Origin of the sequence: Luteimonas flava, assembly GCF_036584485.1 — a bacterium.
Classification (GTDB): domain Bacteria; phylum Pseudomonadota; class Gammaproteobacteria; order Xanthomonadales; family Xanthomonadaceae; genus Luteimonas; species Luteimonas flava.
Genome location: NZ_JAZHBM010000002.1, coordinates 167,495 through 192,045 on the forward strand (window position 1 = coordinate 167,495; position 24,551 = coordinate 192,045).

General features: G+C 68.9%; 22 protein-coding genes. 13 read left to right on the plus strand and 9 right to left on the minus strand.

Features of this window, described 5'->3' with window-relative positions:
* The first annotated feature begins 22 nt into the window (after positions 1-22).
* The gene (locus V3391_RS07780) at positions 23-1,405 is read left to right on the plus strand and encodes a DcaP family trimeric outer membrane transporter (RefSeq protein WP_332077871.1); all 1,383 of its coding nucleotides are present in this window, start codon (positions 23-25) and stop codon (positions 1,403-1,405) included.
* A 69-nt stretch (positions 1,406-1,474) separates the two neighbouring features.
* Here the strand turns inward: V3391_RS07780 and V3391_RS07785 are convergent, their stop codons facing one another.
* Positions 1,475-3,529, minus strand: coding sequence for a TonB-dependent receptor (locus V3391_RS07785; RefSeq protein ID WP_332077872.1), 2,055 nt, complete (start codon positions 3,527-3,529; stop codon positions 1,475-1,477).
* A 176-nt stretch (positions 3,530-3,705) separates the two neighbouring features.
* On the opposite strand from V3391_RS07785, the gene V3391_RS07790 reads away from it, so the two are divergent.
* The 3 genes from V3391_RS07790 (at position 3,706) to V3391_RS07800 (ending at position 5,628) form a co-directional block, all read left to right on the plus strand.
* Positions 3,706-4,392, plus strand: a complete 687-nt coding sequence (locus V3391_RS07790) for a YitT family protein (RefSeq protein WP_425497221.1) — start codon at positions 3,706-3,708, stop codon at positions 4,390-4,392.
* Between the two features lie 107 nt (positions 4,393-4,499).
* Entirely contained in the window at positions 4,500-5,111 is a 612-nt protein-coding gene (locus tag V3391_RS07795) for a hypothetical protein (protein ID WP_332077873.1), read from the plus strand.
* A gap of 301 nt (positions 5,112-5,412) precedes the next feature.
* On the plus strand, positions 5,413-5,628 hold the full coding sequence (locus tag V3391_RS07800) for a hypothetical protein (protein ID WP_332077874.1): 216 nt from the start codon (positions 5,413-5,415) through the stop codon (positions 5,626-5,628).
* Between the two features lie 18 nt (positions 5,629-5,646).
* Here the strand turns inward: V3391_RS07800 and V3391_RS07805 are convergent, their stop codons facing one another.
* The 3 genes from V3391_RS07805 to V3391_RS07815 are packed head-to-tail and all read right to left on the minus strand — an operon-like array spanning position 5,647 to position 7,683.
* Positions 5,647-6,063, minus strand: coding sequence for a ketosteroid isomerase-related protein (locus tag V3391_RS07805; RefSeq protein WP_332077875.1), 417 nt, complete (start codon positions 6,061-6,063; stop codon positions 5,647-5,649).
* Positions 6,060-6,686, minus strand: a complete 627-nt coding sequence (locus V3391_RS07810; RefSeq protein WP_425497222.1) for a YdcF family protein — start codon at positions 6,684-6,686, stop codon at positions 6,060-6,062. Before V3391_RS07810 ends, V3391_RS07805 begins: the two co-directional genes overlap by 4 nt.
* Before the next feature lie 16 nt (positions 6,687-6,702).
* Positions 6,703-7,683 (minus strand): pyridoxal-phosphate dependent enzyme, encoded by a 981-nt coding sequence (locus V3391_RS07815; protein WP_332077877.1) that lies wholly within the window; start codon positions 7,681-7,683, stop codon positions 6,703-6,705.
* Between the two features lie 140 nt (positions 7,684-7,823).
* Here V3391_RS07815 and V3391_RS07820 point away from each other — a divergent pair, with 140 nt between their 5' ends.
* From V3391_RS07820 to V3391_RS07835, 4 genes are all read left to right on the plus strand, one after another.
* Positions 7,824-8,591 (plus strand): hypothetical protein, encoded by a 768-nt coding sequence (locus V3391_RS07820; RefSeq protein WP_332077878.1) that lies wholly within the window; start codon positions 7,824-7,826, stop codon positions 8,589-8,591.
* Between the two features lie 383 nt (positions 8,592-8,974).
* Entirely contained in the window at positions 8,975-10,864 is a 1,890-nt protein-coding gene (gene mnmG / locus V3391_RS07825; protein ID WP_332077879.1) for a tRNA uridine-5-carboxymethylaminomethyl(34) synthesis enzyme MnmG, read from the plus strand.
* 54 nt (positions 10,865-10,918) lie between these two features.
* A complete protein-coding gene (locus V3391_RS07830; protein WP_332077880.1) occupies positions 10,919-11,878 on the plus strand; it encodes a cation diffusion facilitator family transporter in 960 nt (319 codons plus the stop codon).
* 100 nt (positions 11,879-11,978) lie between these two features.
* On the plus strand, positions 11,979-12,344 hold the full coding sequence (locus V3391_RS07835; protein WP_332077881.1) for a hypothetical protein: 366 nt from the start codon (positions 11,979-11,981) through the stop codon (positions 12,342-12,344).
* 24 nt (positions 12,345-12,368) lie between these two features.
* Here V3391_RS07835 and V3391_RS07840 read toward each other — a convergent pair whose 3' ends face one another.
* Positions 12,369-13,610, minus strand: coding sequence for an acyltransferase family protein (locus tag V3391_RS07840; protein WP_332077883.1), 1,242 nt, complete (start codon positions 13,608-13,610; stop codon positions 12,369-12,371).
* Positions 13,611-13,764: 154 nt separating this feature from the next.
* Between V3391_RS07840 and V3391_RS07845 the strand changes: the two genes are divergently transcribed.
* Complete coding sequence (locus tag V3391_RS07845) at positions 13,765-14,640, plus strand: LytTR family DNA-binding domain-containing protein (RefSeq protein WP_332077884.1); 876 nt, start codon at positions 13,765-13,767, stop codon at positions 14,638-14,640.
* A 6-nt stretch (positions 14,641-14,646) separates the two neighbouring features.
* On the opposite strand, the gene V3391_RS07850 is transcribed toward V3391_RS07845, so the two are convergent.
* Together V3391_RS07850 and V3391_RS07855 are read right to left on the minus strand one after the other, a co-directional pair.
* Positions 14,647-16,611 (minus strand): esterase/lipase family protein, encoded by a 1,965-nt coding sequence (locus tag V3391_RS07850; RefSeq protein WP_332077885.1) that lies wholly within the window; start codon positions 16,609-16,611, stop codon positions 14,647-14,649.
* Complete coding sequence (locus V3391_RS07855; RefSeq protein ID WP_332077886.1) at positions 16,608-17,633, minus strand: Lnb N-terminal periplasmic domain-containing protein; 1,026 nt, start codon at positions 17,631-17,633, stop codon at positions 16,608-16,610. The genes V3391_RS07850 and V3391_RS07855 overlap by 4 nt, the downstream gene beginning before the upstream one ends.
* Positions 17,634-17,798: 165 nt before the next feature.
* Between V3391_RS07855 and xth the strand changes: the two genes are divergently transcribed.
* From xth to V3391_RS07870, 3 genes are all read left to right on the plus strand, one after another.
* Positions 17,799-18,590, plus strand: coding sequence for an exodeoxyribonuclease III (gene xth, locus V3391_RS07860; RefSeq protein ID WP_332077887.1), 792 nt, complete (start codon positions 17,799-17,801; stop codon positions 18,588-18,590).
* A gap of 179 nt (positions 18,591-18,769) precedes the next feature.
* Positions 18,770-19,492, plus strand: a complete 723-nt coding sequence (locus V3391_RS07865; RefSeq protein WP_332077888.1) for a response regulator transcription factor — start codon at positions 18,770-18,772, stop codon at positions 19,490-19,492.
* Between the two features lie 94 nt (positions 19,493-19,586).
* Positions 19,587-20,084 carry a YciE/YciF ferroxidase family protein gene (locus V3391_RS07870; protein ID WP_332077889.1) on the plus strand — a complete coding sequence of 166 codons (498 nt, stop codon included), beginning with the start codon at positions 19,587-19,589 and terminating at the stop codon, positions 20,082-20,084.
* 115 nt (positions 20,085-20,199) lie between these two features.
* On the opposite strand, the gene V3391_RS07875 is transcribed toward V3391_RS07870, so the two are convergent.
* Together V3391_RS07875 and V3391_RS07880 are read right to left on the minus strand one after the other, a co-directional pair.
* Positions 20,200-22,548 (minus strand): Tex family protein, encoded by a 2,349-nt coding sequence (locus tag V3391_RS07875; RefSeq protein ID WP_332077890.1) that lies wholly within the window; start codon positions 22,546-22,548, stop codon positions 20,200-20,202.
* Between the two features lie 101 nt (positions 22,549-22,649).
* On the minus strand, positions 22,650-23,003 hold the full coding sequence (locus tag V3391_RS07880) for a putative signal transducing protein (protein ID WP_332077891.1): 354 nt from the start codon (positions 23,001-23,003) through the stop codon (positions 22,650-22,652).
* Between the two features lie 80 nt (positions 23,004-23,083).
* Between V3391_RS07880 and V3391_RS07885 the strand changes: the two genes are divergently transcribed.
* Positions 23,084-24,418, plus strand: a complete 1,335-nt coding sequence (locus V3391_RS07885; protein ID WP_332077892.1) for a hypothetical protein — start codon at positions 23,084-23,086, stop codon at positions 24,416-24,418.
* Positions 24,419-24,551 lie beyond the last annotated feature (133 nt).

Here is a 24,551-nt window from a genome sequence, read left to right on the forward strand (position 1 = left end):
GTCGCCCTGGGAGGGGAGCTTCATGTTGAGATCGAACCGGAAGGGCGCGCGCCTGTCGCTCGCCCTGGCCCTCGCGGCCGCCTGCGCGGCGCCCGCTGCGGCGCAGGACATCGACGTCGCCGCGGTCGAAGCGCGTCTGGGCCAGATGGAGCAGGAGATGCGCGAGCTGCGCGCGCTGCTCGAAGCGCACGGCGGCACCGCCGTGTCGCCGGCGGTCGCACAGTCGTCGGCACCTGTCGCAACGGCGCCCGCCACAGCAGCCGCATCCGTCCCAGCGGCGCCGGCGCAGAAGACCGTGGCGATGCCGGGCGCGGCGCCGGGCACCACGTTCTCGTTCGGCGGCTTCATCAAGCTCGATGCGATGACGACCAGTACCAGCGACGGCAAGATCGCCGACGGCTCGGCCGGTCGCCTGTTCTACTTCCCGGGCGCGACGCCGGTCGCCGCGGACGGGCAGGGCGCGCGCAGCACCTACAGCGATCTGCACGCGCAGTTCTCGCGGTTCTCGTTCGGCGCCGACACGCTGACCGACAGCGGCAACACCCTCAAGGCGTACATTGAGGCCGACATGTACGGCGGCGGCAGCAACGCATTCGCCGGCAACGAGACCATCACCAACACCTATGCGCTGACGCTGCGGCAGGCCTACGTCAGCTACAACGGCTGGCTCGCCGGCCAGACCTGGTCGAATTTCCAGGACGTCGCTGCGCTGCCCGATACCGTCGATTTCACCGGGCCCTCGGAAGGCACGGTATTCAACCGCCAGGCGCAGGTGCGCTACACGCGTGGACCGTGGTCGGTGTCGATCGAGAATCCGCAGACGACGGTCACGCCGTACCTGTCGCAGGCCGCGCGCTTCAACAGTGGCGACAATCGTGCGCCCGACGTGACCGCGCGCTGGATCACCCGCGGCGACTGGGGACACTTCACCGTCGCCGGTCTGGCACGCAGCTTCCGCAACGGCGACGCGACCGCATCGGGCGCGGCGCTCAGTGTGTCGGGCCGCTTCAACCTCGGCGCCAGCGACGACATCCGCTACATGGTCAGCGGCGGCGACGGCATCGGTCGCTATCTCGGCTTCGCGCTCGGCAGCGACACCGTGCTCGACGCCGACGGCGGCCTGCACAGCCAGAGCGGTTACGGCGGATTCGCCGCGTGGCGGCATGCGTTCAACGCCAAGCTGCGCGGCAACGTCGTCTACTCGATCGCCTCGCTCGACAACGACGCACTGCTCACCGGCGGCTTCGTCACCGAGCGCGCGCAGTCGTTCCGCGTGAACATGATCTATTCGCCGGCGCCGAAGCTCGACATCGGCGGCGAGATCAGCTGGGCCGACCGGCGCCTCGAGAACGGCCTCGAAGGCGATCTGCAGCGCGTGCACACCCACGTCAAATACAGCTTCTGAGAGGCAGGCTTGCAGCGGCCGTGCATCCCATCCGGATGCACGGCGTCCCGTGCGTGGTCGATCTGATCGCTACAACCGCAAGCTGAGTGACACGAAGGCGCTGCGGCCCGGCGCGGGCGAGAACATGGGCCGCGCCGTCTCCCAGAAGAAGCTGTCGTACCAGGCGTAGGCGTATTCGCGGTCGGTCAGATTCCTGACCTGGAAGTCGACGCTCAGGCGTGGACTGATCTGGTACTTCGCGCTCAGATCGAGCACGGCGAACTTGCCGAACTTCTCCGTCACATTGCGCTCTTCGAGGTAGTAATCGCCCTGCGCGCGTGCCTGCAGTCCGAACGCGAGCGCATCGCTGGCGCGGTAGTCCACACCGAGATTGCTGATCGTGCGTGGCGTCGCCGCCACCTCGTTACCTTCGATCGACAGGCCGGCAGCGCGGCCGTCGCGTTCGATCTTCGCTTCCTGATACGCGTGCGAGGCGCGCAGCGTCCAGCGCTCGCCGAGCTGCGCATCGATCTGCGCATCCACGCCGCGTCGGCGGGTCTTGCCCAGCACCACGGTCGTGCCGGTGGCGGGCATGTTGGACACCTCGTTCTCGGCATCCTGCTGCCACACCGCGATGCGCGCTTGGCTGCCGGCGAACGGCGCGAAGCGCAGACCCGCCTCCATACCGGTGTTGGTCGAAGGCTGCATCGCCATCTGACCCGGCGTCAGATACGCGGGCGGCGTGGAGCCGGTCAGCACCTGGAAGGTGCGGCCCCAGTTCGCGTAGAGGTTGGTGTCCGGCGACAGCGCATAGACCACGCTGAGCTTGGGCTGGCCGATGGTGCCGTAGTCCTGCAGCGGCGCACGCACGCCACCGGCCAGATGCGTCGCGCCATCGAAGCGGTCGACGCGATAGGCCGGCACGATCTTCAGGGCATCGACCGGCTTCCAGATCGCCTGCACGTAGGCGCCGGTGTTGTCGAAGCTGTGGAAGTCGTCGTTCTGCACGCGTGCGGGCGGCGCGTCGAAATCGGTCGGCTCGGCGTAGTTGAAACGCTGTCGCGTGTAGCCGTTGCGCTGTTGCTCGTAGTTCGCGCCGCTCTCGAACGTGAGCGTGTCGCTGGCGACCCAGGTCAGCGTGGCGAGCATGCCGGTCTGCTTTTCATCCCAGACGCGACGCTGCCGCGGCGCATTGCCGGTGGGCAGATCGCTGAAGGTGACGCGGCGGTCGTCCTCGTAGCGGTTGTAATAGAGCTTGCTGCCGAGCACCAGATTCTCGGCAAGCTTCAGATCCATGTGCACGCCGATCTGGCGCATCTCGCGGTCGTCGCCATCGTTGGCATTGCGGCGTTTGGAACCGCGCCGGTCGGCAGCCAGTTCCTCGGCGGTCATGAAGCCCGGCTCTTCGGCCTCCTGGCGATAGGCGCGCGCGGTCAGGCCGATGCGCATGCCGTCGTCGAGGCTGCCGTAGAACCACTTGCCGCCCAGCGAATACTTCTCCGACGCATCGTGGTCGCGATAGCCGTCCGAGGCCTGCGCGCCGATGAAATAGTTCTGCGCGAAGCCGCCGCTCTCGCGGCCCACTGCGATCTGCGCCTCGCGCGTGTCGAAGCTGCCGTAGGTCAGGCGCGCATCGGTGTAGTCACCGCCCTGACTCGTGCTGAAATTGATGTTGCCGCCGATGTTGTGCAGGCCGTAGCGCGGATCGTTGGTGCCGCGCACGACTTCGATGTAGTCGATCTCCAGCGGAAACAGCATGTCGATGAAGCGCTGGTTGCCGCTGTTGACGTTGCTCGGAATGCCGTCGATCAGCGTCTTGATGGCATTGAGATAGCCCTCGCCATTGAACGCGCGAAAACTCACCTTGCCGGACTCCGCGCCCTGGCGCGTCTCGGTCAGCTGCATGCCGGGCATCTGCCCGAGCAGTTCCCAGCTCTGCGTCACCGTCTTGTCTTCGATCTGCTCGGCGCCCAGCACGTCGACCGACGTCAGCACTTCGTGGGCGGTCAGCTGGCCACGCGCCTGGTGCACGTGCACCGGCCCCATCGTGGTGGTGGCGCCCTGCGACTGGGCGTGTGCAGCGGGCGAGATCAGGGCAGCAGCGATCGGGGCGAGCAGTGCGGCGGACAGGCGGTGGATCTTCATGCGCGGACGGGGCAGCGTGGCTGAACGGGCCGGCACTCTATCATGTAATAACATTACATTTAACGGCGCCCGTTTCGTGTCCTGCGCGGCCGGCGGAACGGACATCCGGCGGCCGCGTCACCGTTCATTCGATGGCGGTCGGTTATGCTGCAACGCAACATCGACCGTTCGCGCCCGTGTCCGCCATCCACGCCAAACCGTCCCAGCCCGATCCGCACGACGCCGCCGAAGCCGAAGCGGCCGTCGCCGTGGCCGCGCCCGAGCCTTCGGCACAGCGGCACACGCTGGTCGAGGACGTGCAGGGCCTGGTGCTGGCCAGTCTGGTCGGCGCGCTCGGCATGTCGATCTTGGCCACCGGCGGCCTGCTGGTCGGCGGCATCGCCGGCGTGTCGCTGCTGGTGCACTACGCCAGCGGCTGGAACTTCGGCCTGCTGTTCGTGCTGATCAACCTGCCGTTCTACTGGATCGCGGTGCGGCGCATGGGCTGGGAATTCACCCTCAAGACCTTTCTCGCGGTCGGCGTGACCGGCTTCGTCGCCGACGCGATTCCGCGCTGGGCGCCGTTCGAATCGATGAGCCCCGCGTTCTCGGCGATCTTCGGCGGCGCACTGGTGGGCATGGGCATCCTGTCCTTCATCCGCCATCGCGCGAGTCTGGGCGGCGTGGGCATCGTCGTGGTCTGGCTGCAGCGCAGCCGCGGCTGGAGCGCCGGCAAGCTGCAGATGGGCTTCGACACCGTGCTGATGCTGGTCGCGCTGACGATCGTGCCGCCCGCGCAGGTGCTGTACTCCGCGCTCGGGGTGCTGGTGCTCAATCTGGTGCTGCTGTTCAACCACCGGCCCGGGCGCTACATGGGCGCCTGAGGGCGACGCTTCTGCGGCACGACGACGATGCGCCGCCACCTCGGACATTCAGCCTGCGCTGCATAGACTCGCATCCATCGGCCCGTCGGGCCCACGGGAAGTCTTCGATGCGCCGGATCGTCCTTGCACCTCTGCTGTGTCTCGCACTCGCCGCGCCGGGCATCGCGTCCGCGCAGCAGTACGAAATCGACCTGTCGCGTCTCGACCCGGCCGCGGTGCTGTCGACCGGCGGCGACGTGTTGCGTCGCGCCTCGGCGCAGTCGGTCGACGACCTGTTCCAGGCCGTGCTGCAGTCCTCGCGCGAGCCGAAGGAATCGCGCGCGCTGTGCGCCCTGTTCGAGCCCGATGCGCGTCGCGATCTCGCCGCGTTCCAGCGCACCGTCGACACGCTCGGCCCGGCCAGCCGCAACCGCTTCGCGAATGCGTTCACCAATGTCGCGATGAGCGGTCTGCAGGGACAGCCGCAGACCTACGATCCCGCCGTGGCGCAACAGGTGCTGCGGTCCGCGGCGATCACCGCGACCTTGCTGCACGATGGTTTCATGCTCGGCCTGACGTCGACCGGTACCGACGATGCGAGTCGTCAGGCGCGCTGCCGTTCGTTCCGGCAGATGGTCGACGTGCTCAAGGACCAGCCGCAACCGCAACGCGTGCTCGCGACGCGCTGGCTGCTCAACGAAGGTCTGACCCTCGTCGCGGACGCGCAACCGGCCGGTTGATTCGATGGGTGTGTGATGCGCCGGGCGATCGCGTGATGCGTCGTCCGATCGTCATATCGGGATCGATGTGGCTCGCGTACACTGAACGCTCTTCACACGCCGGCCATCCGGCGCACTGCGTTCGGAGTGCGACGGGAGCGCGGCCTGCGTGTATTCCACGCCTGATCCAGCCCGACTGTTCGGTGTCCGTCCAGTCCGATTGATCGTGCTCGCCGACCGCGGGCATTCGCGTCCGTGCACGATCACGAAAGGCAGTGGCCTCATGCAAGACGCGACGGTTCCTCCGGCGCCTCCCGGGCGCGTGCGCACGCCACGTCAGGTGGTGCGCGATCTGCTCAAGCAGTTGCAGAGTCGCCCCTTCAGCGGCGCGCGGACGTTCGAATGGACCGTCGACGTGCGCGGCATGACCGACGCGGGCTTCGAGGAGACCGTGGCGATGCTGGCGTCGCGTGGGTACCGGGCCGAGTACACGCCCAACGACATCCCCGGATTCGCGCACTTCATCCTGCGCTGGTGAGCGCATGCGTCGGTGCGATCATTCGACCTGCGCGATCCAGTCTTCGAGGTTGTAGTAGTTGGTGACGCGCGCGATGCGCCCGTCGCGGATGTCGAAGAACGCGCCGCCCGGCAGCACGTAGCGCTGGCCGTTCGCGGCCGGCAGGCCGGCGTCGTCGGCGATGTAGGCGCCGTGCACCACGTACTCGGCAGCGGCGCGTGCGCCATCCAGTGACGCCATGACGACGATGTCTTCCAGCCGCTCGCGATAGCTCGCGTCCATGCGCTGCATGAAGGCGACGAAGGCCGCGCGCCCGGTTTCGCGTGCGCCCTGGTTGAGATCGTGCGCGACGTCGTCGGTCAGCAGCGCGAGCATCGCGTCGCGGTCGCCGGCATTGAACGCGGCGTAGTAGGCCTGCACCAGCTGCAGTGCGGTGGCCTGTGGGGTTCCGGTCATCGTCTGATTGCCTCTCGGGCCGCGTCCCACAGGTCGCGATGGAAGAAGTACACCTCGCGCAGCAGGAACTCGCGCTGGGTGCGGAAGGTGCGGAAACGCGTCGATGGGGTGGGCGAGCCGAGCGCGTCGATACCCAGCCGTTCGCTGGCGCGCAGCGCGCGCGCCATGTGCAGCGGATCGCTGACGATGATCACGCGATGCAGGCGATGGTCCTGCAACAGGCGCCGGGTCTCGACGAGATTTTCCAGCGTCGTGCGCGAACGCGATTCGATCAGGATCGCCGATTCGGGAATGTCCCGACGCAACGCATACCGCCGCGCGACCTGCGATTCGGAGAAGCGCGCCTTCGCGCCGCCGTAGCCGCCGGTAAAGATCAGCGTCTTCGCATGGCCGGCGCGATAGAGATCGAGGCCGTGATCGATGCGGGCTTCGAACACCGGCGACGGTTGCGCGTCGTAGGCGGCCGCGCCGAGCACGACGATGGCATCGGCCGGCCCCGCCTCGTCGCGATTGCCCACGTGCACGATCCACGCGGCCACGCCCAGCAGCCAGATGGCCAGCAGCAGCACCAGCCAGACGACGCAACGGAAGAAGCGGCGCATGGGGCCGCGCTTGCGCTTCATGGACGGCGCGCGCCGGTCATGACAGCCACGGCAGGCGGTCGGGATCGACGTTGCCCCCGCTGAGCACCAGGCCCACGCGCAGACCGGCGAAGCGCGAACGGTTGGCGAGCACGGCGGCCAGCGCGATGGCCGACGACGGTTCGACCAGCTGCTTGGTGTGCACCGCGATCCGGCGCATCGCCGCGACGGTGTCCACATCGTCCACCGCGACCACCTCGACCGGCGTGCCATCACTGCTGCGATGCGCGCGCAGGATCTCGAAGTTCGGCGCGCCCAGCAGGCCGCGCAGTCCGTCGCAGACGGTGTCCGGCACGAGCGTGTCGACGCGCGCGCCCGCCTGCAGCGAACGCAGCGTGTCGTCGGCGCCGCGCGGTTCGGCCAGCACCAGGTGCGTGGCCGGCGACGCGTATTGCAGCGCCAGCGCCGTGCCCGAGGCCAGCCCGCCGCCGCCGACCGGCACCACCAGCACGTCGAGCGGCCCGGCCGCGTGCAGCAGTTCCAGCGCGGCCGTGCCCTGGCCGGCGATGACGTCGTGGTGGGTGTAGGGATGGATCAGCGTCGCGCCGGTCTGCACGCGCAGGCGTTCGCAGGCCGCCTCGCGCGCGGCGAGCGTCGGCGCGCAGTGGTGCAGCACGGCGCCATAGCCGGCGATCGCCGCGAGCTTCGCCGCCACCGCGCCTTCCGGCACGACGACGTGGCAGACCAGGCCGCGCGACGCGGCCGCCAGTGCCAGTGCCGCACCGTGGTTGCCGGAGGAGTGCGTCACCACGCCGTGCGCGGCCGCGTCCGTGCCCAGCGACCACACCGCATTGGTGGCCCCGCGGAACTTGAACGCACCCGCGCGCTGCAGATGTTCGGCCTTGAACTGCAGCGTGCAGCCGGCCGCATCGTCCAGGGTGCGGGCCCGCAGCACCGGCGTGAGATGCGCGTGGCCGGCGATGCGCGCGGCCGCGGCCAGCACATCGTCCGGCGTCGGCAGGGAAATCGTGTCCGTCATGGCGCAAGCGTAACGGAGCGACCCCGGCGAATCACAGGCCGGACTCGGGATGAAGCGACCCGCACGTGGTCGAAACGCTTAAGGGCGGATTCAATGCGGCGGGCGGATTCTGGCTCCCTGATCGACAGGGGTGGACCGACATGATCCGCAAGGCTTTTCTGCTCGTTGCCTGCATGACGCTCGCCGGCTGTGCGACCTACGGCTACCGCGGCGGTAGTGGCGATTACTACTACGGCTCGCCCGGCACCACCTACCGTCACTACGGCGCGCCTTACGGCAGCCTCGGTTACGGCCGCGGCTACGGCTGGTACGGCGGCGCGGGTTACGGCGTGCCCTACGGGCGCTACGACGCGTGGAACCGCTACCCCTACGGCTACGGCGGCGGCTATTACCGGCCGCCGCCGGTGATCGTGCGTCCGGTGTATCCCGGTCGTCCGGGCGGGCATCGTCCCGATCGTCCGCCGTACGGGCACGGGCGCCCGGACCGGCCCGACCGTCCGGGCTGGGGCGACGGTCGTCCCAACCGCCCCGATCGTCCCGGCTGGGGGGACGGACGACCGGACCGTCCCGATCGTCCCGGCATGGGGCGCCCGGACCGCCCTGATCGCCCATGGGCCGGTCGTCCCGACCGACCGGATCGTCCAGGCTTCGGCGGTCGTCCGCCCAGCGGTGGCGAGGCCGGTCGTCCGGGTCGTCCCGGCGGTGGCTGGAGTGGTCGTCCGCCGCGTGGGGATGGACCGGGGCGGCCGGAAGGTCAGCGACCCGAGCGACCGTCGCGTCCGGAATTCCAGCGTCCGCCGCAGGCCGCGCCCGTGAGCCGCCCGCCGCCGGCGCGCACCGAATCGCGTCCGAGCCCGCGCGGCGAAAGGCGGACCACGATCACACCCCGGGAAGTCGAGCCGATTTAGGGCTTGCGCTGGCTGGAGCGGCGGAGGAAGCTTGCGCCCGAGTGACCGGCTGCGTCGGTTTCCGACGAAATGGTCACACCAGCTGTCGACGCCCGGCGGGGGAATACCGGATCCCCCCTGTTCCGCCTCCGCCGGGTGTCGGCTCTTGATCCGCGCATCTCCCCCGATGCGCCGGTCACGAGCCCCAAAAAGATGGGGCCGGATGTCCCCCGACATCCGGCCCCGTGCTTCCCCGCAGCGTACTTGGCCAGCCCTGTTCCAATTCCGGCCGCGCCCCCCTTTCAGACGCTTGCCGCTGCGGGTGCGCCCACAACCACGCAGAAACTGTGCCAACTGTGGCGCGGTGTCTGACGTGCGCCGCCGAACTCGCGGATAATTGCCCCATGTCCAACGACTTCCACAGCTACGATGTCATCGTCGTCGGCGGCGGCCATGCCGGCACCGAGGCCGCGCTTGCGTCCGCGCGCGCCGGCGCCCGCACGCTGCTGCTCACCCACAATGTCGAAACCATCGGCGTGATGAGCTGCAACCCGGCGATCGGCGGCATCGGCAAGGGCCATCTGGTGCGCGAGATCGACGCGCTCGGCGGCGTGATGGCGCGCGCGGCCGACGCGGCGGGCATCCAGTGGCGTCGGCTCAATGCATCGAAGGGCCCGGCGGTGCGCGCGACGCGTTGCCAGGCCGACCGCAATCTCTATCGCGCGTTCGTGCGCCGCGCCGTGGAAGCGCAGCCGAATCTGACGGTCTTCCAGTCGGCGGTCGATGACCTCGTCATCGAAGGCGACGCCGTCCGCGGCGCGATCACCCAGACAGGCCTGCGCTTCGACGCGCCGGCGGTGGTGCTGACCGCCGGCACGTTCCTCGCCGGGCGCATCCACATCGGCGAGGCGCAATCGGCCGGCGGCCGCGCGGGCGATCCGCCTGCCGCCACGCTCGCCGCGCGCCTGCGTGAGCGCCCGTTCGTCGTCGACCGTCTGAAGACCGGCACCCCGCCGCGCATCGACGGCCGCACGCTCGACTACGCCGCGATGACCATCCAGCCGGGCGACGATCCGCGTCCGGTGTTCTCCTTCATGGGCACACGCGACGACCATCCGCGGCAGGCGCCGTGCTGGATCACGCACACCACTGCACGCACCCACGAGATCATCCGCGGCGCGCTGCACCGCTCGCCGATGTACTCGGGCCAGATCGAAGGCATCGGTCCGCGTTACTGCCCGTCGATCGAAGACAAGGTGGTGCGTTTCGCCGACAAGGACAGCCACCAGATCTTCGTCGAGCCCGAAGGCCTCGATGTCGCCGAGATCTATCCCAACGGCATCTCGACCTCGCTGCCGTTCGACGTGCAGCTGGCGCTCGTGCGCAGCATCACCGGCTTCGAGCACGCGCACATCACCCGCGCCGGCTATGCGATCGAATACGACTTCTTCGACCCGCGCGGGCTCAGGAACACGCTGGAGACGCGCGCCGTCGCCGGCCTGTATTTCGCCGGCCAGATCAACGGCACCACCGGCTACGAGGAAGCCGCCGCGCAGGGCCTGCTCGCCGGCGTCAACGCCGCGCGTCAGGTGCGCGGCCTCGATGCGTGGAGCCCGCGCCGTGACCAGGCCTACATCGGCGTGCTGGTCGACGATCTGATCACGCACGGCACCAAGGAGCCGTACCGCATGTTCACCAGCCGCGCCGAGTACCGGCTGCAGCTGCGCGAGGACAATGCGGATCTGCGCCTGACCGAAGCGGGCCGCAGTCTCGGTCTCGTCGACGACGCGCGCTGGGCGCGCTTCGATGCCAAACGCGAAAGCGTCGAGCGCGAGACCGCGCGTCTGCGTAGCCTGTGGGCGTCGCCGCAGAACACGATCGGCCACGATGTCGTCGCGACGCTGGGCATCGAACTGCGCCGCGAGAGCAACGGGATCGACCTGCTGCGTCGTCCCGAACTCGGCTACGCGGATCTGATGCGTGTGCCCGCGATCGGTCCCGGGGTCGAGGAAGCTGATGTCGCCGAGCAGGTCGAGATCGAAGCCAAGTACTCCGGCTATCTGGACCGGCAGCGCGTCGAGATCGAACGCCAGCAGCGCCAGGAAACCACGGCGATCGCCGAGAGTTTCGATTACGCGCAGGTGCGCGGACTTTCGGCCGAACTCGCGCAGAAGCTCGTGCAGGTGCGACCGCTCACCGTCGGTCAGGCGCAGCGCATTCCCGGCATGACGCCGGCAGCGATCTCGCTGCTGCTGGTGCATCTGGAACGCGCACGGCGCACACACGCGGCCTGAGCAACGCTCCTGCGGGTCACGCGTCGTCGTCGACGCTTCGTTCCAGGGTGTGTCATGTCCAGTGGTTCCAGACGTTCCGGATTCCGTCCCGACACCGAGGCGGGTGCGCTGCGCCTGTCCATCGCGGCCACGGTGGTGGTGTCGGCGCTGGGCATCGGCTTCGGTCTGCTGTCGGGCTCGTTCTCGATCGTCTTCGACGGCGTGTATTCGCTCGTCGATGGCGTGATGACATCGGTGGCGCTGCTGGTCGCCAATCTGATCGCGGCGTCCACGGCCGCGGGTGCGGGCGGCCGTCGCCTGGTCCAGCGCTTCACGATGGGGTTCTGGCATCTCGAGCCGATGGTGCTCGGCGTCAACGGGCTGCTGCTGACCGGCGCGGCGGTCTACGCGTTCATCACCGCCATCGGCGTCTTGTTGTCGGGCGGTCGCGCGCTGAATTTCGATCAGGCGATCGTCTACGCCGTGCTGACCTTGAGCATCTGTCTCGGGATGGGGCTGCTGGGCCTGCGCACGAACCGCAGACTGAAATCGGACTTCGTCGCGCTCGATGCGAAAGGCTGGTTGATGTCGGGCGCGATCACGGCATCGCTGCTGGTCGCGTTCGTCGTGGGCGTCGCGGTCGAGGGCACGGAACTGGCCTGGATCTCGCCCTACATCGACCCCACGGTGCTGGCACTGGTGTGCCTGGTGATCATCCCGATTCCCATCGCCACGATCCGGCGTGCGCTGGCGGACATCCTGCTGATCACGCCGGCCGATCTGAAGGCCCAGGTCGACGACGTGGCGCGTGCGATCGTCGCGCAGTACGGGTTCGTCGATCACCGCGCGTACGTCGCCAGAGTCGGGCGTGGCCGGCAGATCGAACTGGCCTTCATCGTGCCGGCCGGCGCGCCGCCGCGTCCACTGGAGGACTGGGACCGTCTGCGCGACGAGATCGGTGCCCACATCGGCCACGACACGCCCGACCGCTGGTTGACGATCGTGTTCACGACCGACGTCGAGTGGGCGGACTGACGCCCGCAGGCCTGCGATCACCGAGGTTGCATATCGCGATCATCGTTCGTTCCGCACGACTGTGGTCTGGTACGGACTCCGATCGAGGAGGACCACAGGCATGACGAAAAGACCCGTACTCGTCAGCGCGTGCATCGCGGCCGTCGCCGGTATCGCGTACTGGGCCGCGGTGTCCGGTGCGCTGCGCGGGGGGGAACCCTGGGATGCCGACGCGTTCTGGACGCTGGTGTATCCGGGCGCGCTGCTGCTGTCCGCCGTCCTCGGATTCGTGATGCCGACGCGGGCCTGGCTCTGGGGTCTGATCGTGGTGTTCGTCCAGGTGCCGGTCGTGATCGCGGTATCGGGCGCCGGGCCGCTGCTGCTGGCGGGTGTGCTCTACGCGGCGGCGCTTTCCATTCCGGCGGCGCTCGTGTCCGCTGTGGCGGGATGGCTCCGGCGCCGCATGCGCGGCGCGGCACACGCCTGACCCGACGCGCGTCTGCATCGATGCTCAGGGCGCGCGGAGCGCCGGCAACGTCGCGTCCTCGGGGCGCGCCTTCGTCGGCGCACGCGGGCGCAGCGGCAGTCCGAACAGCGGGCGCACCCAGCCGATGCGGCGGATCAGCAGTTCGTGGATCGACACGCAGCCGGCCACGGTGATCGCGAGCACCAGCAGCGGTTCCCACGCCGGTCCGAGGTGCAGCGGAATCAGCCAGTACGCGGCGAGCACGATCAGGCTCTGGTGCAGGATGTAGCAGGGATACACGGCCTCGCTGGCGTAACGCAGTCCCGGCCACGGCCGGTTCAACAGACGGGCGCCCCAGGCGAGCAGTGCGAGCAGCGCGGCCCACCAGTAGATCGCGTGCGCCACGGTAGACAGGAAATCCCAGGCGACCAACGGCATCAGGCGCAGGAACGGTTCGGACGACACGAGACCGGCATCGATCAGCCGCCCGAGCGCACGCAGGCCGATGTGGACACCACCGCCCAGCAGCGCGTACGTCGTCAGCGTCCAGCGTCGTGCCAGCAGTGCGTCCCATATGGGCGCCTGCCGGGCGATCAGGAGTCCGAACGCGAACGCGACCCCATAGTGCGCATGGTTGAACCAGTCGCCGATCAGGGCATGCGTGGATTCGAAGCGTGGCGCCAGCACGACCATGGCGAACAGCATCCACAGCGGCGGCACCGTCCACAGCAGCCAGCGACCTCGCGTGGCCAGCCATCGCGCGACGCGCGCACCGCCCACCGCGCGCAACACCGGCAGGGCCAGCAGCGCGAGCAGCGTGTAGACCCACAGATACGGCAGATACCAGAGATGGTTCCAGGTGAAGCCGTACTCGGCGCCGGTGAACGTGCCGGCCGGCCACGGCCGCAGCTGCAGGTAACGCAGCAGGAAGGTGCCGAAGCCGGCGTCATACGTCCCGAGCATCCGCGCCTCGCACCAGGCCTGCACCGGCACGATGGCGAGGATGCCGAACGCCAGCGGCAACAACAGGCGCCAGCTGCGATTGCCGATCAGCCGCGCCGGTGACGACCGCGCCAGCACCAGTCCCAGCGCGATGCCCGACAGCAGGAACAGCAGCGACATCCGCCAGCGGTTGACCAGCACCATCGGCCACTCGACCCAGCCGAGCAATGTCGGGCTCTTGATGTGGAAGTCCCAGTCGACCACGTAGACCATGCCCACGTGATAGAGGATCAGCAAGGCGAGGGCGATCACGCGCAGCGTGTCGATGTCGTGGCGTCGGTCCATGGTGGGCTGCGATGCGGAAGAGGCCGACACGGTGCCGGGTCGCATCGCAGCGCAGTCCGGTCAGGGGCTTCATGGCGCGTCTTCGGGGACGAACCGGGGGCCGGCAGGGACGAACGGGACGGGCGGGCGCGCGCCGGCTGCCTAGAATGCGCGCATGTCCGCACGCCCCCATGCGCCGCCCACCGGGGCCGAGCGCTATCTCGCCATCCGCCGACCGGTCGAGGTCGGCTACTGGTTCATCACCTACCTGCTGTCCGGGCTGGGCAACAGCCTGACCACGTGGATGGACGTCGAGCGCCTCGGCCTGGACTACGCCGCGTGGGAGGTGGCGAGCTGGGAAGGCAGCAGCGCCGTCGCGCTGCTGATGCTGGTGCCGGCGATGGTGTGGTTCACCGCGCGCTGGCCGGTGCATCTGGACAACTGGCGACGGCGGCTGCCGCTGTACGCGTTGGCGAGCGTGGTCTGGTCGATGCTGCACGTCGGCCTGATGGTGGCCATCCGCAAGCTGGTCTACGCCTGGCACGGCAGCAGCTATGTCTTCGGCGATGCCTTCGTCTACGAATACCTGAAGGATGCGCGCACCTTTCTCGGCATCGTGGTCGTGCTGCATGGTTACCGCCTGCTGGTGCGTCGCCTGCAGGGCGAAGCTTCGCTGCTGGCAGCGCCGGACGACGACAGCGCGCCGGTGGAGCCGGTCGAGCGACCTTCGCGATTCCTGGTCCGCAAGCTCGGCCGAGAATTCCTGGTGGCCGCAGACGACATCGAATGGTTGCAGGCCGCGGGCAACTACGCCAACCTGCACGTGCGCGGCAAGGTCTATCCGCTGCGCAGCACACTGGCCGAACTCGAATCCCGCCTCGATGCCGCGCTGTTCCTGCGCGTGCATCGCAGCCATCTGGTCAACGTCGACCGGATCGCGTCGATCGAACCGCTCGACAGCGGCGACGCGCGAGTCCATCTGCACGACGGCACCGTCGTGCCCTGCAGCCGACGCCATCGCGAACCGCTGCGTCTGGCGATGGCGCGCTAGACACGATCAGTCCAGCGGATGTGCCGCGACGTCCTCGTGCAGGATTCGGCGCAGTTCGAGGATCGCGGGCGCGGTCTCCTGCACGCTGTGGCCGGAGGCGATGACCTTCTCCGACACCGCGTCGTCGAGGTGCGCGCTGGCGTAGGGCACGAGGCCGTCGTTCGACTGCGCCAGCGGCACCGCGGGATCGCGCTGGGCGATGATCGTGTGCAGCGTCACGCCCGGCGCGCGCGGCAGATCTGCGGCGGCGCGGACGAAGGGATCGCTGGCGCTCAGGTTGTCGATGCTGTTGGGAATGCGGCCGGTGCTGCCATCGGGTGTCTGCGCGCTGCCGGCGAGCGTCTGCAGCACGTCGTCGAAGTTCTCCAGAAACGTCAGTGGCAGGCGTACGAGGCGTGATATCCAGCGGCCGGCGCGCGTGCCGGCGATGTCGGTGCCGCGATGCGGCGCGGCGATGAAGACCGCGCGCTCGATCTGCGGCATCGGCTCGAAGCGCAGGAACGGCGACAGCCGCCGTTGCACGCGGCGCAGATCGCCGGGCGCGATCTCGCGATTCGCCGTCACTGCGTCCCACAGCGCATCGCCCGACGACGACACCATCAGCCGCGCGATCACGCCACCCATGCTGTGGCCGACGACGACCATGTCCTGCGACGCGCGTGCGCGGCGGTCGGGATCGAAGTGCGTGAGCGCGTCGTCGACCGTACGACGGATCTGCGCATGGTTGAGCGCGATCGGCATGTTGGTCGGGTAGTAGATCTGCCAGATCTGGAAGTTCTGCCGCAGCGTCTCGTCGCCCAGCACCTCGTTGGCGACATTGACCCAGGCTTCGGGACTGCTCGCCAGCCCGTGCAGCATCAGCAGGATCCGGCGGTCCGGATCGTAGGGCTGCATCATGTACAGATGCGGCCGGTCGATGCCGTGGTCGCGGCCGAACAGTGTGCGCAGCGACTGTGTGGCGAAACCGGAACGCGCGAGCCACAGGCCGTAGCCGGCGGTGAAGTTCGCCGCCAGCGGCACCTGCTGGCCATGCATCTGCGCGACGCTGTCGACGTAGGGATCGTGCACGCTCAACGCGACCTCGCGCGTGGCCATCAGCTGCGCGAGATCGTCCGCCGGAAAGCGCAGCAGCACGGTCAACGCGGGTGACGGCATCTCGCTGAAATCGCGACGCTGCGGGCGCTGGCGACGGTGCGGCGTGTCCGCGGTGACCTCCGCATCGGGCACGACGATCGTGGTCACCGGATCGGGCTGCATGACCGCGACGAGTTCGGCACCGAACCCGTCGCGCCGGTACACGCTGCGCAGGCCGGCGAACTGCAGCGACGAGGCCGGGATGAGTTCTTCCGGCAGGTCCACACCATCGGGCAGGCGCACGCCCTCGAGCGTGGTGCGGATCGTCCAGCCGGCCTGCTGCAGCGCTTCGCCCTCGGCGCCGGGCGCGCCTGCGTAGCGGGCGAACAGCGCGGTCGCCGCTTCCTGCGTGGCGAGGTTGTAGTAGTCGCGGACCTGCGTCTGCCGGTCCTCGAAGGCGCGCTCGCCGGGCGTGCGCGCGCTGAAGAACAGATAGGCGTAGGCGTGGCGCGCGACTTCGAACCACGCGTCGAGCTGCGCGTCGGACGGCGCTGCGTCGCGCCTGGGCGCGAGCGACAGGGCGCGTTGCACCCACAGTTCGGTCAACGCGGCCATGCGCCGCTCGTCGTTGACGTCGTGCACGGCCGTCAGCGCCTGCAGGCAATCGTGTTGCGGACGCGCGCAGGCGCGATCGTCGAGGCCGGCCACGCGCAGCATCTCACGCGTCGCGGCGCTGAGCTCGCCGGTGGTGAGGATGTCGCCGCGCTTGATCGCGATGTATTCGCCCGGCGGGATCGACTTCACGTCGACCATCGCCAGCGAACAGCCGACCAGCGACAGCACGAGCAGCAGGCTCATCGCGCTGCGGATCCATCGAGAGGGGTTGTGCGAAGTCATCGGGTCTCGGCCTCCGGAATGCCGGGCACGCCGCGCCGGATCGCGCGGGAGAAATCGGGATCGCGATCCGCGGCGCGCGCCCGGTCGGTGATGCGGCCTGCTGCTTCCAGTTGATCGAACCTGCCCCGGCCGGCGAGCCCGCCATGCGCATGCGCGTACTGCCCGAAGTAACCCGACAGCAGCAGGCGGATGTCGAGCGGCAGACCCGGCGCGATGTGGCGGGCGACGTCGAAGACGATCGTCGTGCAGTTGCTGGTCACCGTGTTGTAGAAGCGCGGCGCCTGCTGCAGCGTGCCGGCCTCGTCGACGTAGGCGAGGAACAGCGTGCGCAACTGTGCGCGCGGAATCGCCAGCCGGTACAGATAGACGTCCTCGTCGCGCACATTGCTGCGCACCCGCACGATGTCGCGCTCGTCGGCCGCGATCAGCACCGCCTCGAACTGCTTGAAGAAACCGCCGATCGCCGAGAACGATTCGTGACGTTCCTTGCGGATCTCCAGCGAGAACACCACGCGGCTGCCGTCGTCGAAGCCGAACGACACCAGCGTGTGCGCGATCGCCGGGCCCATCCAGTACGACATCACCAGATCGGCGGACGCCAGTCCGTCGAGATCATAGGTGCGCGTCTCCCAGCGCGGCGCCGGATCGTCGTCGCGGGTCCAGTCGAAGTTGCGGACGTTGTGCAGGGTCACGCGGCTGCCGTCGACGTCGGCATCGAGCAGGCGCGCGACGTCGTCCGCCCAGTCGCGGTCGTGCATCGGCAGTACGGTCTGCCACCAGCCCAGCAGCGCCAGCGCGGCGACGAGGCCAGCGCCGATGACGCGACGGCGTCGCGAGCGCGTCATGCGGCCGGCCACCGCCAGCAGCGTCGCCATGCCGAGAACGCTCCACGGCACCAGCCACAGCCAGCGCAGCGGTGCCTGGTACCACAGCGCGCCGATGCCCCACAGCACGCACACGGCGATGGCGATGCACAGCAGCACGCGCAGGGCCAGGCGCCACAGCGAACGCGGCGTCGCCATCAGGGCATGCCGTCCGGCCCGGTCAGGGCGATGGGGTCCAGCGACGTGCAGGGGCGATGGGATGGCATGCGGCAATTGTGGTGCAGGACGGCATTGCCCCGGTAGCAGCGCCCGTCACCTGCCGCGCGGTAGAACGGCAGCCACGCTGTCGACCGGATGCCCCGCATGGCCAGGAAGAAGACCCTCAAGCTCGCGACGTTCAACGTCAACGGCATCGGCACGCGTCTGCCGAACCTGCTCGCCTGGCTGGCGCACGAGGCGCCTGACATCGTCGCGCTGCAGGAACTCAAGGCGACCGACGCGGCCTTTCCGGCTGCGGAACTCGAGGCCGCCGGCTACGGCGCCATCTGGCACGGGCAACGCGCCTGGAACGGCGTCGCGCTGCTCGGGCGCGGCGTGGAACCCGTGGAAAGCCGGCGCGGCCTGCCGGGTGATCCTGACGACGCGCAGAGCCGCTACATCGAGGCCGCGGTGCACGGCATCATCGTCGGCGCGCTGTACCTGCCCAACGGCAATCCGCAGCCGGGGCCGAAGTTCGACTACAAGCTCGCGTGGATGCAGCGCCTGCACAGGCACGCAAAGTCGCTGGTCGATCTGGCACATCCGGCTGCGCTGGTCGGCGACTTCAATGTCATTCCCACCGACAACGACGTCTACGACGCGAAGGCCTGGAAGAAGGACGCGCTGATCCAGCCCGAGGTCCGCGAGGCGTACGTCGCGCTGTTGAAGCAGGGCTGGACCGACGCGCTGGCGGAGGTCTTCGACGACGAACAGGTCTTCACCTTCTGGGACCACTTCCGTCAGCACGCCGAACGCGATCGCGGCCTGCGTATCGACCATCTGCTGCTCAATCCCGTGCTGGCGGAGCGCATCGAATCGGTGGGTGTCGATCGGTGGGTGCGACTGGAACCGCGCGCCAGCGATCACGCGCCGACGTGGGCCGAGCTGCGCGTCTGATCGATGCGACCGCGCCCGCGCATCGTGCACGGCACCGCACGGACGGCGCGCGCCGGTGAGGCGGACGTGATTCCGATGAACGGCGTGCTTCGTGTATGCGCATGCGTCACGGCCCAGCGGGCGGCGGCGCGTATCACTGGAATGTCGCCATCTCCGGCACATCCAGAGTCCCAGGGAACATGCACACGTCCAGGAACGACAACGGCGTCATCCTCATCGTCGAGGATGACGCCAACCTCGCCTCGTTGACCGGCGAATGGCTGGTCCGTCGCGGCTTCGCCGTCGACTACGCGCACGACGGTATCGAGGCCCTCAATCTCGTCGGCGCACAACGCTACGACGCGATCCTGCTGGACGTCACGCTGCCGCGGATGAACGGCGTGGAGGTATGCAGGCAGTTGCGCGCGGCGGCGCATCCGGTTGCACCGATCCTGATGCTGTCGGCGTTGAACACATTGGACGCCAAGCTGGCAGGACTCGGTGCCGGCGCTGACGACTACCTCATCAAACCCTTCGCGCCCGCCGAACTCGGTGCACGCATCGATGCGCTGCTGCGTCGCAGCCGGGCCGAGGTCGCGAAGGAAATCATCGCGCTCGACGATCTGCGGGTCGATCCCGGCACCGGATGCGTGACCCGCGCAGGCCGTGAACTGCCGGTGCTGCCGGTGGGCCTGAAGATTCTCGCGACCCTGATGCGGCATCACCCGCGGGTGGTGACGCGCGCGGAACTGCAGTCCGCGATCTGGGGCTCGCGACTGCCGCGCTCGGACTCGCTGCGCAGCCACATGTACCAGCTGCGCCGCACGCTCAACGACGGCTTCGACGAACACCTGATCGTGACGATGCCCGGCACCGGATTCCGGCTCCGCGCGCCACGACCGGACGAGCCGCTGTCGGGCTGACGTCGCAACGCAATATCTCAATCACGCACAACCGCACTGCACGTGGCCACCACGCGCGGCGTGCATCCGCACCCTCCACACCGGACAACCCGCCATGACGATCAAGACGCTCGAAGACCTCTTCATCCACGAACTCTCGGACACGCACTCCGCCGAGCGACAGATGGCCAAGGCGCTGCCGAAACTTGCACGCGCGACGCACAACCCCGATCTCGCCGCCGCGTTCGAACTGCATCTCGAGCAGACCAACGTCCAGATCGAACGGCTCGACCAGGTGGTCGAACTGCTGGGTGCACGCCTGAAGCGCATCAAGTGCGCGGCAATGGAGGGCCTCGTCGAGGAGAGCAAGGACGTCATCGAATCGATGGACAAGGGGCCGCTGCGCGATGCCGCATTGATCGGCGGCGCGCAGAAGGTCGAGCATTACGAGATCGCGTCCTACGGCACGCTGTGCGCACTGGCGAAGCAGCTCGGCCACACGGATGCGGTCAAGTTGCTCAAGGCCACGCTCGATGAAGAGAAGGCGACCGACGAGAAGCTGACCCTGCTCGCGGAAGCGGGCGGCAACCAGATGGCTGCCGAGGCCGGATGATCCACCGCGTTCCGTTGCGGCGCGTCTGCGCCGCAGACGCCGGCACGGATCAGAATCTCGAATGACCCGATCGCAGCGTCCGGGCGTGTCGCATGCCCGGACGCCGTGGGTTCGATCAGCGCCCGCGTGCGCGGGCGAACGCGTCGGCGAGTGCGTTGTTGCCCGGTGCGGCCGCGGTCTGCGGCTTGCCTGCAGGACGTCCGCCCCGCGGACCGCCGGGACCGCGCGATGCAGTGCGATCTTCGCGCGCATCACGGACCGGTTTCTCGCCCGGCACATCATCGAGGCGGCGCGTCAGCGCGATGCGCTTGCGCAGCACATCGACCTCCAGCACCTTCACCTTGACGATGTCGCCGGCCTTGACCACGTCGCGCGGGTCCTTGACGTAGGTGTCCGACAGCGCCGAGATGTGCACGAGGCCGTCCTGGTGCACGCCGATGTCGACGAACGCACCGAATGCCGCCACGTTGCTGACCACGCCTTCCAGGATCATGCCGACCTGCAGGTCCTTGATGTCCTCGACACCGTCGGCGAACACCGCGGCCTTGAACTCCGGGCGTGGATCGCGGCCCGGCTTCTCGAGTTCCTTCAGGATGTCGCGCACCGTCGGCACACCGAACTTCTCGTCGGTGAACTGTTCGGCCTTGAGTCCGCGCACGAACGCGCCATCGCCGATGATCTGCTTCACGTCGCGGCCGCTGCTGCCGGCGATGCGTTCGACCACCGGATAAGCTTCCGGGTGCACCGACGACGCATCCAGCGGTTCGTCGCCGTCTGCGATGCGCAGGAAGCCCGCGCACTGCTCGAAGGTCTTTTCGCCCAGGCGCGGCACCTTGAGCAGATCCTTGCGGCGCTTGAACGGTCCGTTCGCATCGCGATGCATGACGATGTTCTCGGCCACACCGCTCGACAGGCCGGCGACGCGCGCGAGCAGGGCACCGGACGCGGTGTTGACGTGCACGCCGACCGCGTTGACGCAGTCCTCGACCCACGCATCCAGTGCGCGCGCCAGACGGTACTGGTCGACATCGTGCTGGTACTGGCCGACGCCGATCGCTTTGGGTTCGATCTTCACCAGCTCGGCCAGCGGATCCTGCAGGCGCCGCGCGATCGATACCGCGCCGCGGATCGACACGTCGAGGTTCGGAAATTCCTTGGCCGCGGTTTCCGACGCCGAGTACACCGATGCGCCGGCTTCGCTGACCACGATCTTCTGCAGCTTGAGTTCCGGCGCGAGCTTGATGACCTCGGCGGCGAGACGATCGGTCTCGCGCGAGGCCGTGCCGTTACCGATCGCGATCAGTTGCACGCCGTGTTCGGCGCACAGCTTGCGCAGCGTGTGCACCGACTGGTCCCACTGCTTGCGCGGTTCGTGCGGATAGATCGTGTCGGATGCGACGAGCTTGCCGGTCGCATCGACCACCGCGATCTTGCAGCCGGTGCGGATGCCCGGATCGAGACCGAGCACGGTCTTCGGCCCGGCGGGCGCCGCGAGCAGCAGGTCTTTCAGGTTGTCGCCGAAGACGTTGATCGCCTCGGCTTCGGCCTTCTCGCGCGCCTTGCCGAACAGATCGATCATCAGATGCAGATGGATCTTCGCGCGCCATGCGAGGCGGCAGGCGTTGAGCAGCCAGGTGTCGGCGGCGCGCGACTGCGCGGCGATGCCGGCATGGCGCGCGATACGGCCTTCGGCGTAGGCGTTGCCCTGTTCGGGATCGTTGCCGGGTTCGAGTTCGAGGGTGAGGAACTCCTCGCGCCGGCCGCGGAACAGCGCGAGCAGGCGGTGCGAGGGAATTTTCGCCAGCGGTTCGGCGTGGTCGAAGTAGTCGCGGAACTTCTCGCCCGCGGTTTCCTTGCCGGGGCTGACCCTGGCGCGGATCACGCCGTTGGCGTCCAGCCAGGTGCGCAGCTCGCCGAGCAGCGTCGCGTCCTCGCCCCAGCGTTCCATCAGGATCGCGCGCGCGCCTTCCAGCGCGGCCTTGGCATCGGCGACGCCCTTGTCGGCATCGACGAACCCGGCAGCGAAGGTCTCGGGCACCAATGTGGGATCGGCCAGCAGGCCGTCGGCCAGCGGCTCCAGTCCAGCCTCGCGGGCGATCTGCGCGCGCGTGCGGCGCTTCTGCTTGTAGGGGAGGTACAGGTCTTCGAGGCGCGCCTTGCTGTCGGCGGCTTCGATGTCGGCGCGCAGTTCCGGCGTCAATTTGCCCTGCTCATCGATGCTGGACAGGATCGCCGCGCGGCGGTCTTCGAGTTCGCGCAGGTAGGACAGGCGCACTTCGAGATCGCGCAGCTGGGTGTCGTCCAGTCCGCCGGTGACTTCCTTGCGGTAGCGCGCGATGAACGGCACGGTTGCGCCTTCGTCGAGCAGGGCGATCGCGGCGATCGCCTGCGCGGGCTGGGCGCCGATCTCGGCGGCGATGGTGTCGGCGATTCGACGGGCGAGGGCGGCATCAGGCTTGGACATCGGTTCCACATCGGGTCGCGGCAGCAGCGCCGCGCGGCGATTGTGGCAACCCGGTCCTGTCGGCGGTACCCGTTGACAAGCGGGTCCAGTCAGCGTGCGACTCAGTCGCGGCGCCGGCGCCACGGCAGCGGAATCTGGAACAGCATCAGCGCGATCCACGCCAGGCGGCTGGAGCCGCTCTCGCGCGTGGCCGGCAGCGGCGCGTCCGCCTCGGGATCGTCTTCGGCACCGAGCTGGAATTCGCCGGCATCGAGGCGGCGGATGACCTCCTGCGCCTGTTCGAACTGGTCATCGCGCACGTGCAGCTTCACGCCGCCGATCGCCAGCCGCCATTCCCAGTTCGCCAGCGCCATGTTCGCATCGCCCAGATGCACGTCGATACCCTCGGCCTGCAGCAGACCGCAGGCGATCTGCGCTTCGATCGGGTCCGCGTAGCGGGCGACGATGACGCTCATGGGCGGGTGTGTGGACGCGCGTACATGCGTGGGAGGGTAACCTTGCGCACTGAATCCGACGCTCACGTGGAGCCTGGCGCATGTCTGCTTTCGATCGCCCCGCACGCCTCTCGCGCCTGCGCAACGTCCTCGCGGTGTCGACCGCTGCATTGCTGCTCGCGGCCTGTGGCAGCGATGCGCCCGAGCAGACCGCCGCGCGCACCGCGACCAGCGATGTCACCGCGCCCAGCGAGATCGTCGACTGGGCATTGCCGGAAACCGGCGCCGGCTCCGCGTCGCCAGATCTCGTCGCCGGCCCCGACGGCGTGCTGATGCTGAGCTGGGTGAACTCGCGCGAAGGGCGCCGGCACGTGTTCCAGTTCTCGCGCTTCGATCCCGCGCAGCAGCGCTGGCGCAACGCGCCGACGACGATCGCGATCGGCAACCGCATGTTCGTCAACTGGGCCGACACGCCGCACGTGCAGGCCACCGCCGACGGCGCGCTGTGGGCGCACTGGCTGCAGAAGAACGGCGAGGCGCCGTATGCCTACGACATCGCGCTGGTGCGTTCGCGCGACGGCGGCGCGAACTGGGGCGCCTACACCGTGCCGCACGACGACGGCACGCAGACCGAGCACGGCTTCGTGTCGATGTGGCCGCAGGGCGACGGCATCGGCATCGCCTGGCTCGACGGTCGCAACACCGTCGGCGCGAGCCACGCGGGCCATGATTCTCCGGAAGGGCATGCGTCGCCCGGCGAGGGCCGGCCGATGACGCTGCGCGCCGCGCACTTCGACGCAGCGCTGCGCAAGACCGGCGAGGTGGAAATCGACGCCAGCGTCTGCGACTGCTGCCAGACCGCCGCTGCGGTCACCGCGCAGGGACCGCTGCTGGTCTATCGCGGACGCAGCGACGGCGAAGTGCGCGACATCATGGTCACGCGCCGCGAGGGTGACGCCTGGACGACGCCGACGGCCGTGCACGCCGACAACTGGGTGATGCCGGCCTGTCCGGTCAACGGTCCGGATGTGGCGGCTGTGGACAGCGCCGTGGTCGTCGCGTGGTACAGCGCGCAGACCGGCACGCCGCAGGTGCAGATCGCACGCAGCGACGATGCAGGCACGACGTTCGCGGCGCCGGTCGTGCTCGACGCCGATGCAGCCGTGCAGGGCCGCGTCGCCGTCGCACTCGACGGGCAGCAGGCCTGGGCGCTGTGGCTGCGCGAGGACGCCGCCGGTGCGCAGTCGCTGTGGCTGTCGCGTCGCAGCCCGGATCTGGCGACCGAGTACGAGCGCATCGAAGTCGCGCGTCCGCAGGGCCGCGGTCGCGGCACCGGCTTTCCGCAGCTGCAGGCGGTCGCTGGACAGGCCTATATCGTTTGGACCGACGTCGTCGACGGCGCGCCGACGCTGCGCGGCGTGCGCGTGGTGCGCTGACCGGCGATCCGCTTCGGCGCGGTGCGTGGAGTGCGCCGCGCACCGCTTCGGCATGTTCGCCAGCGCACATAGCGGGCGTGATCGACGGGAATCGAACGCGCACGGTGTCGCACTGACGCCATGAACGCGCCCG

Bases quoted from the DNA above. Each gene is read 5' to 3' on its own strand.
- V3391_RS07810 (WP_425497222.1), bottom strand. From the start codon at position 6,686: ATGAAGCGCAAGCGCGGCCCCATGCGCCGCTTCTTCCGTTGCGTCGTC.
- V3391_RS07875 (WP_332077890.1), bottom strand. From the start codon at position 22,548: ATGTCCAAGCCTGATGCCGCCCTCGCCCGTCGAATCGCCGACACCATC.
- V3391_RS07835 (WP_332077881.1), top strand. From the start codon at position 11,979: ATGACGAAAAGACCCGTACTCGTCAGCGCGTGCATCGCGGCCGTCGCC.
- V3391_RS07870 (WP_332077889.1), top strand. From the start codon at position 19,587: ATGACGATCAAGACGCTCGAAGACCTCTTCATCCACGAACTCTCGGAC.
- V3391_RS07850 (WP_332077885.1), bottom strand. From the start codon at position 16,611: ATGACTTCGCACAACCCCTCTCGATGGATCCGCAGCGCGATGAGCCTG.
- V3391_RS07865 (WP_332077888.1), top strand. From the start codon at position 18,770: ATGCACACGTCCAGGAACGACAACGGCGTCATCCTCATCGTCGAGGAT.
- V3391_RS07830 (WP_332077880.1), top strand. From the start codon at position 10,919: ATGTCCAGTGGTTCCAGACGTTCCGGATTCCGTCCCGACACCGAGGCG.
- V3391_RS07795 (WP_332077873.1), top strand. From the start codon at position 4,500: ATGCGCCGGATCGTCCTTGCACCTCTGCTGTGTCTCGCACTCGCCGCG.
- V3391_RS07805 (WP_332077875.1), bottom strand. From the start codon at position 6,063: ATGACCGGAACCCCACAGGCCACCGCACTGCAGCTGGTGCAGGCCTAC.
- mnmG (WP_332077879.1), top strand. From the start codon at position 8,975: ATGTCCAACGACTTCCACAGCTACGATGTCATCGTCGTCGGCGGCGGC.
- V3391_RS07855 (WP_332077886.1), bottom strand. From the start codon at position 17,633: ATGGCGACGCCGCGTTCGCTGTGGCGCCTGGCCCTGCGCGTGCTGCTG.
- V3391_RS07780 (WP_332077871.1), top strand. From the start codon at position 23: ATGTTGAGATCGAACCGGAAGGGCGCGCGCCTGTCGCTCGCCCTGGCC.
- xth (WP_332077887.1), top strand. From the start codon at position 17,799: ATGGCCAGGAAGAAGACCCTCAAGCTCGCGACGTTCAACGTCAACGGC.
- V3391_RS07815 (WP_332077877.1), bottom strand. From the start codon at position 7,683: ATGACGGACACGATTTCCCTGCCGACGCCGGACGATGTGCTGGCCGCG.
- V3391_RS07880 (WP_332077891.1), bottom strand. From the start codon at position 23,003: ATGAGCGTCATCGTCGCCCGCTACGCGGACCCGATCGAAGCGCAGATC.
- V3391_RS07840 (WP_332077883.1), bottom strand. From the start codon at position 13,610: ATGGACCGACGCCACGACATCGACACGCTGCGCGTGATCGCCCTCGCC.
- V3391_RS07885 (WP_332077892.1), top strand. From the start codon at position 23,084: ATGTCTGCTTTCGATCGCCCCGCACGCCTCTCGCGCCTGCGCAACGTC.
- V3391_RS07785 (WP_332077872.1), bottom strand. From the start codon at position 3,529: ATGAAGATCCACCGCCTGTCCGCCGCACTGCTCGCCCCGATCGCTGCT.
- V3391_RS07845 (WP_332077884.1), top strand. From the start codon at position 13,765: ATGTCCGCACGCCCCCATGCGCCGCCCACCGGGGCCGAGCGCTATCTC.
- V3391_RS07820 (WP_332077878.1), top strand. From the start codon at position 7,824: ATGATCCGCAAGGCTTTTCTGCTCGTTGCCTGCATGACGCTCGCCGGC.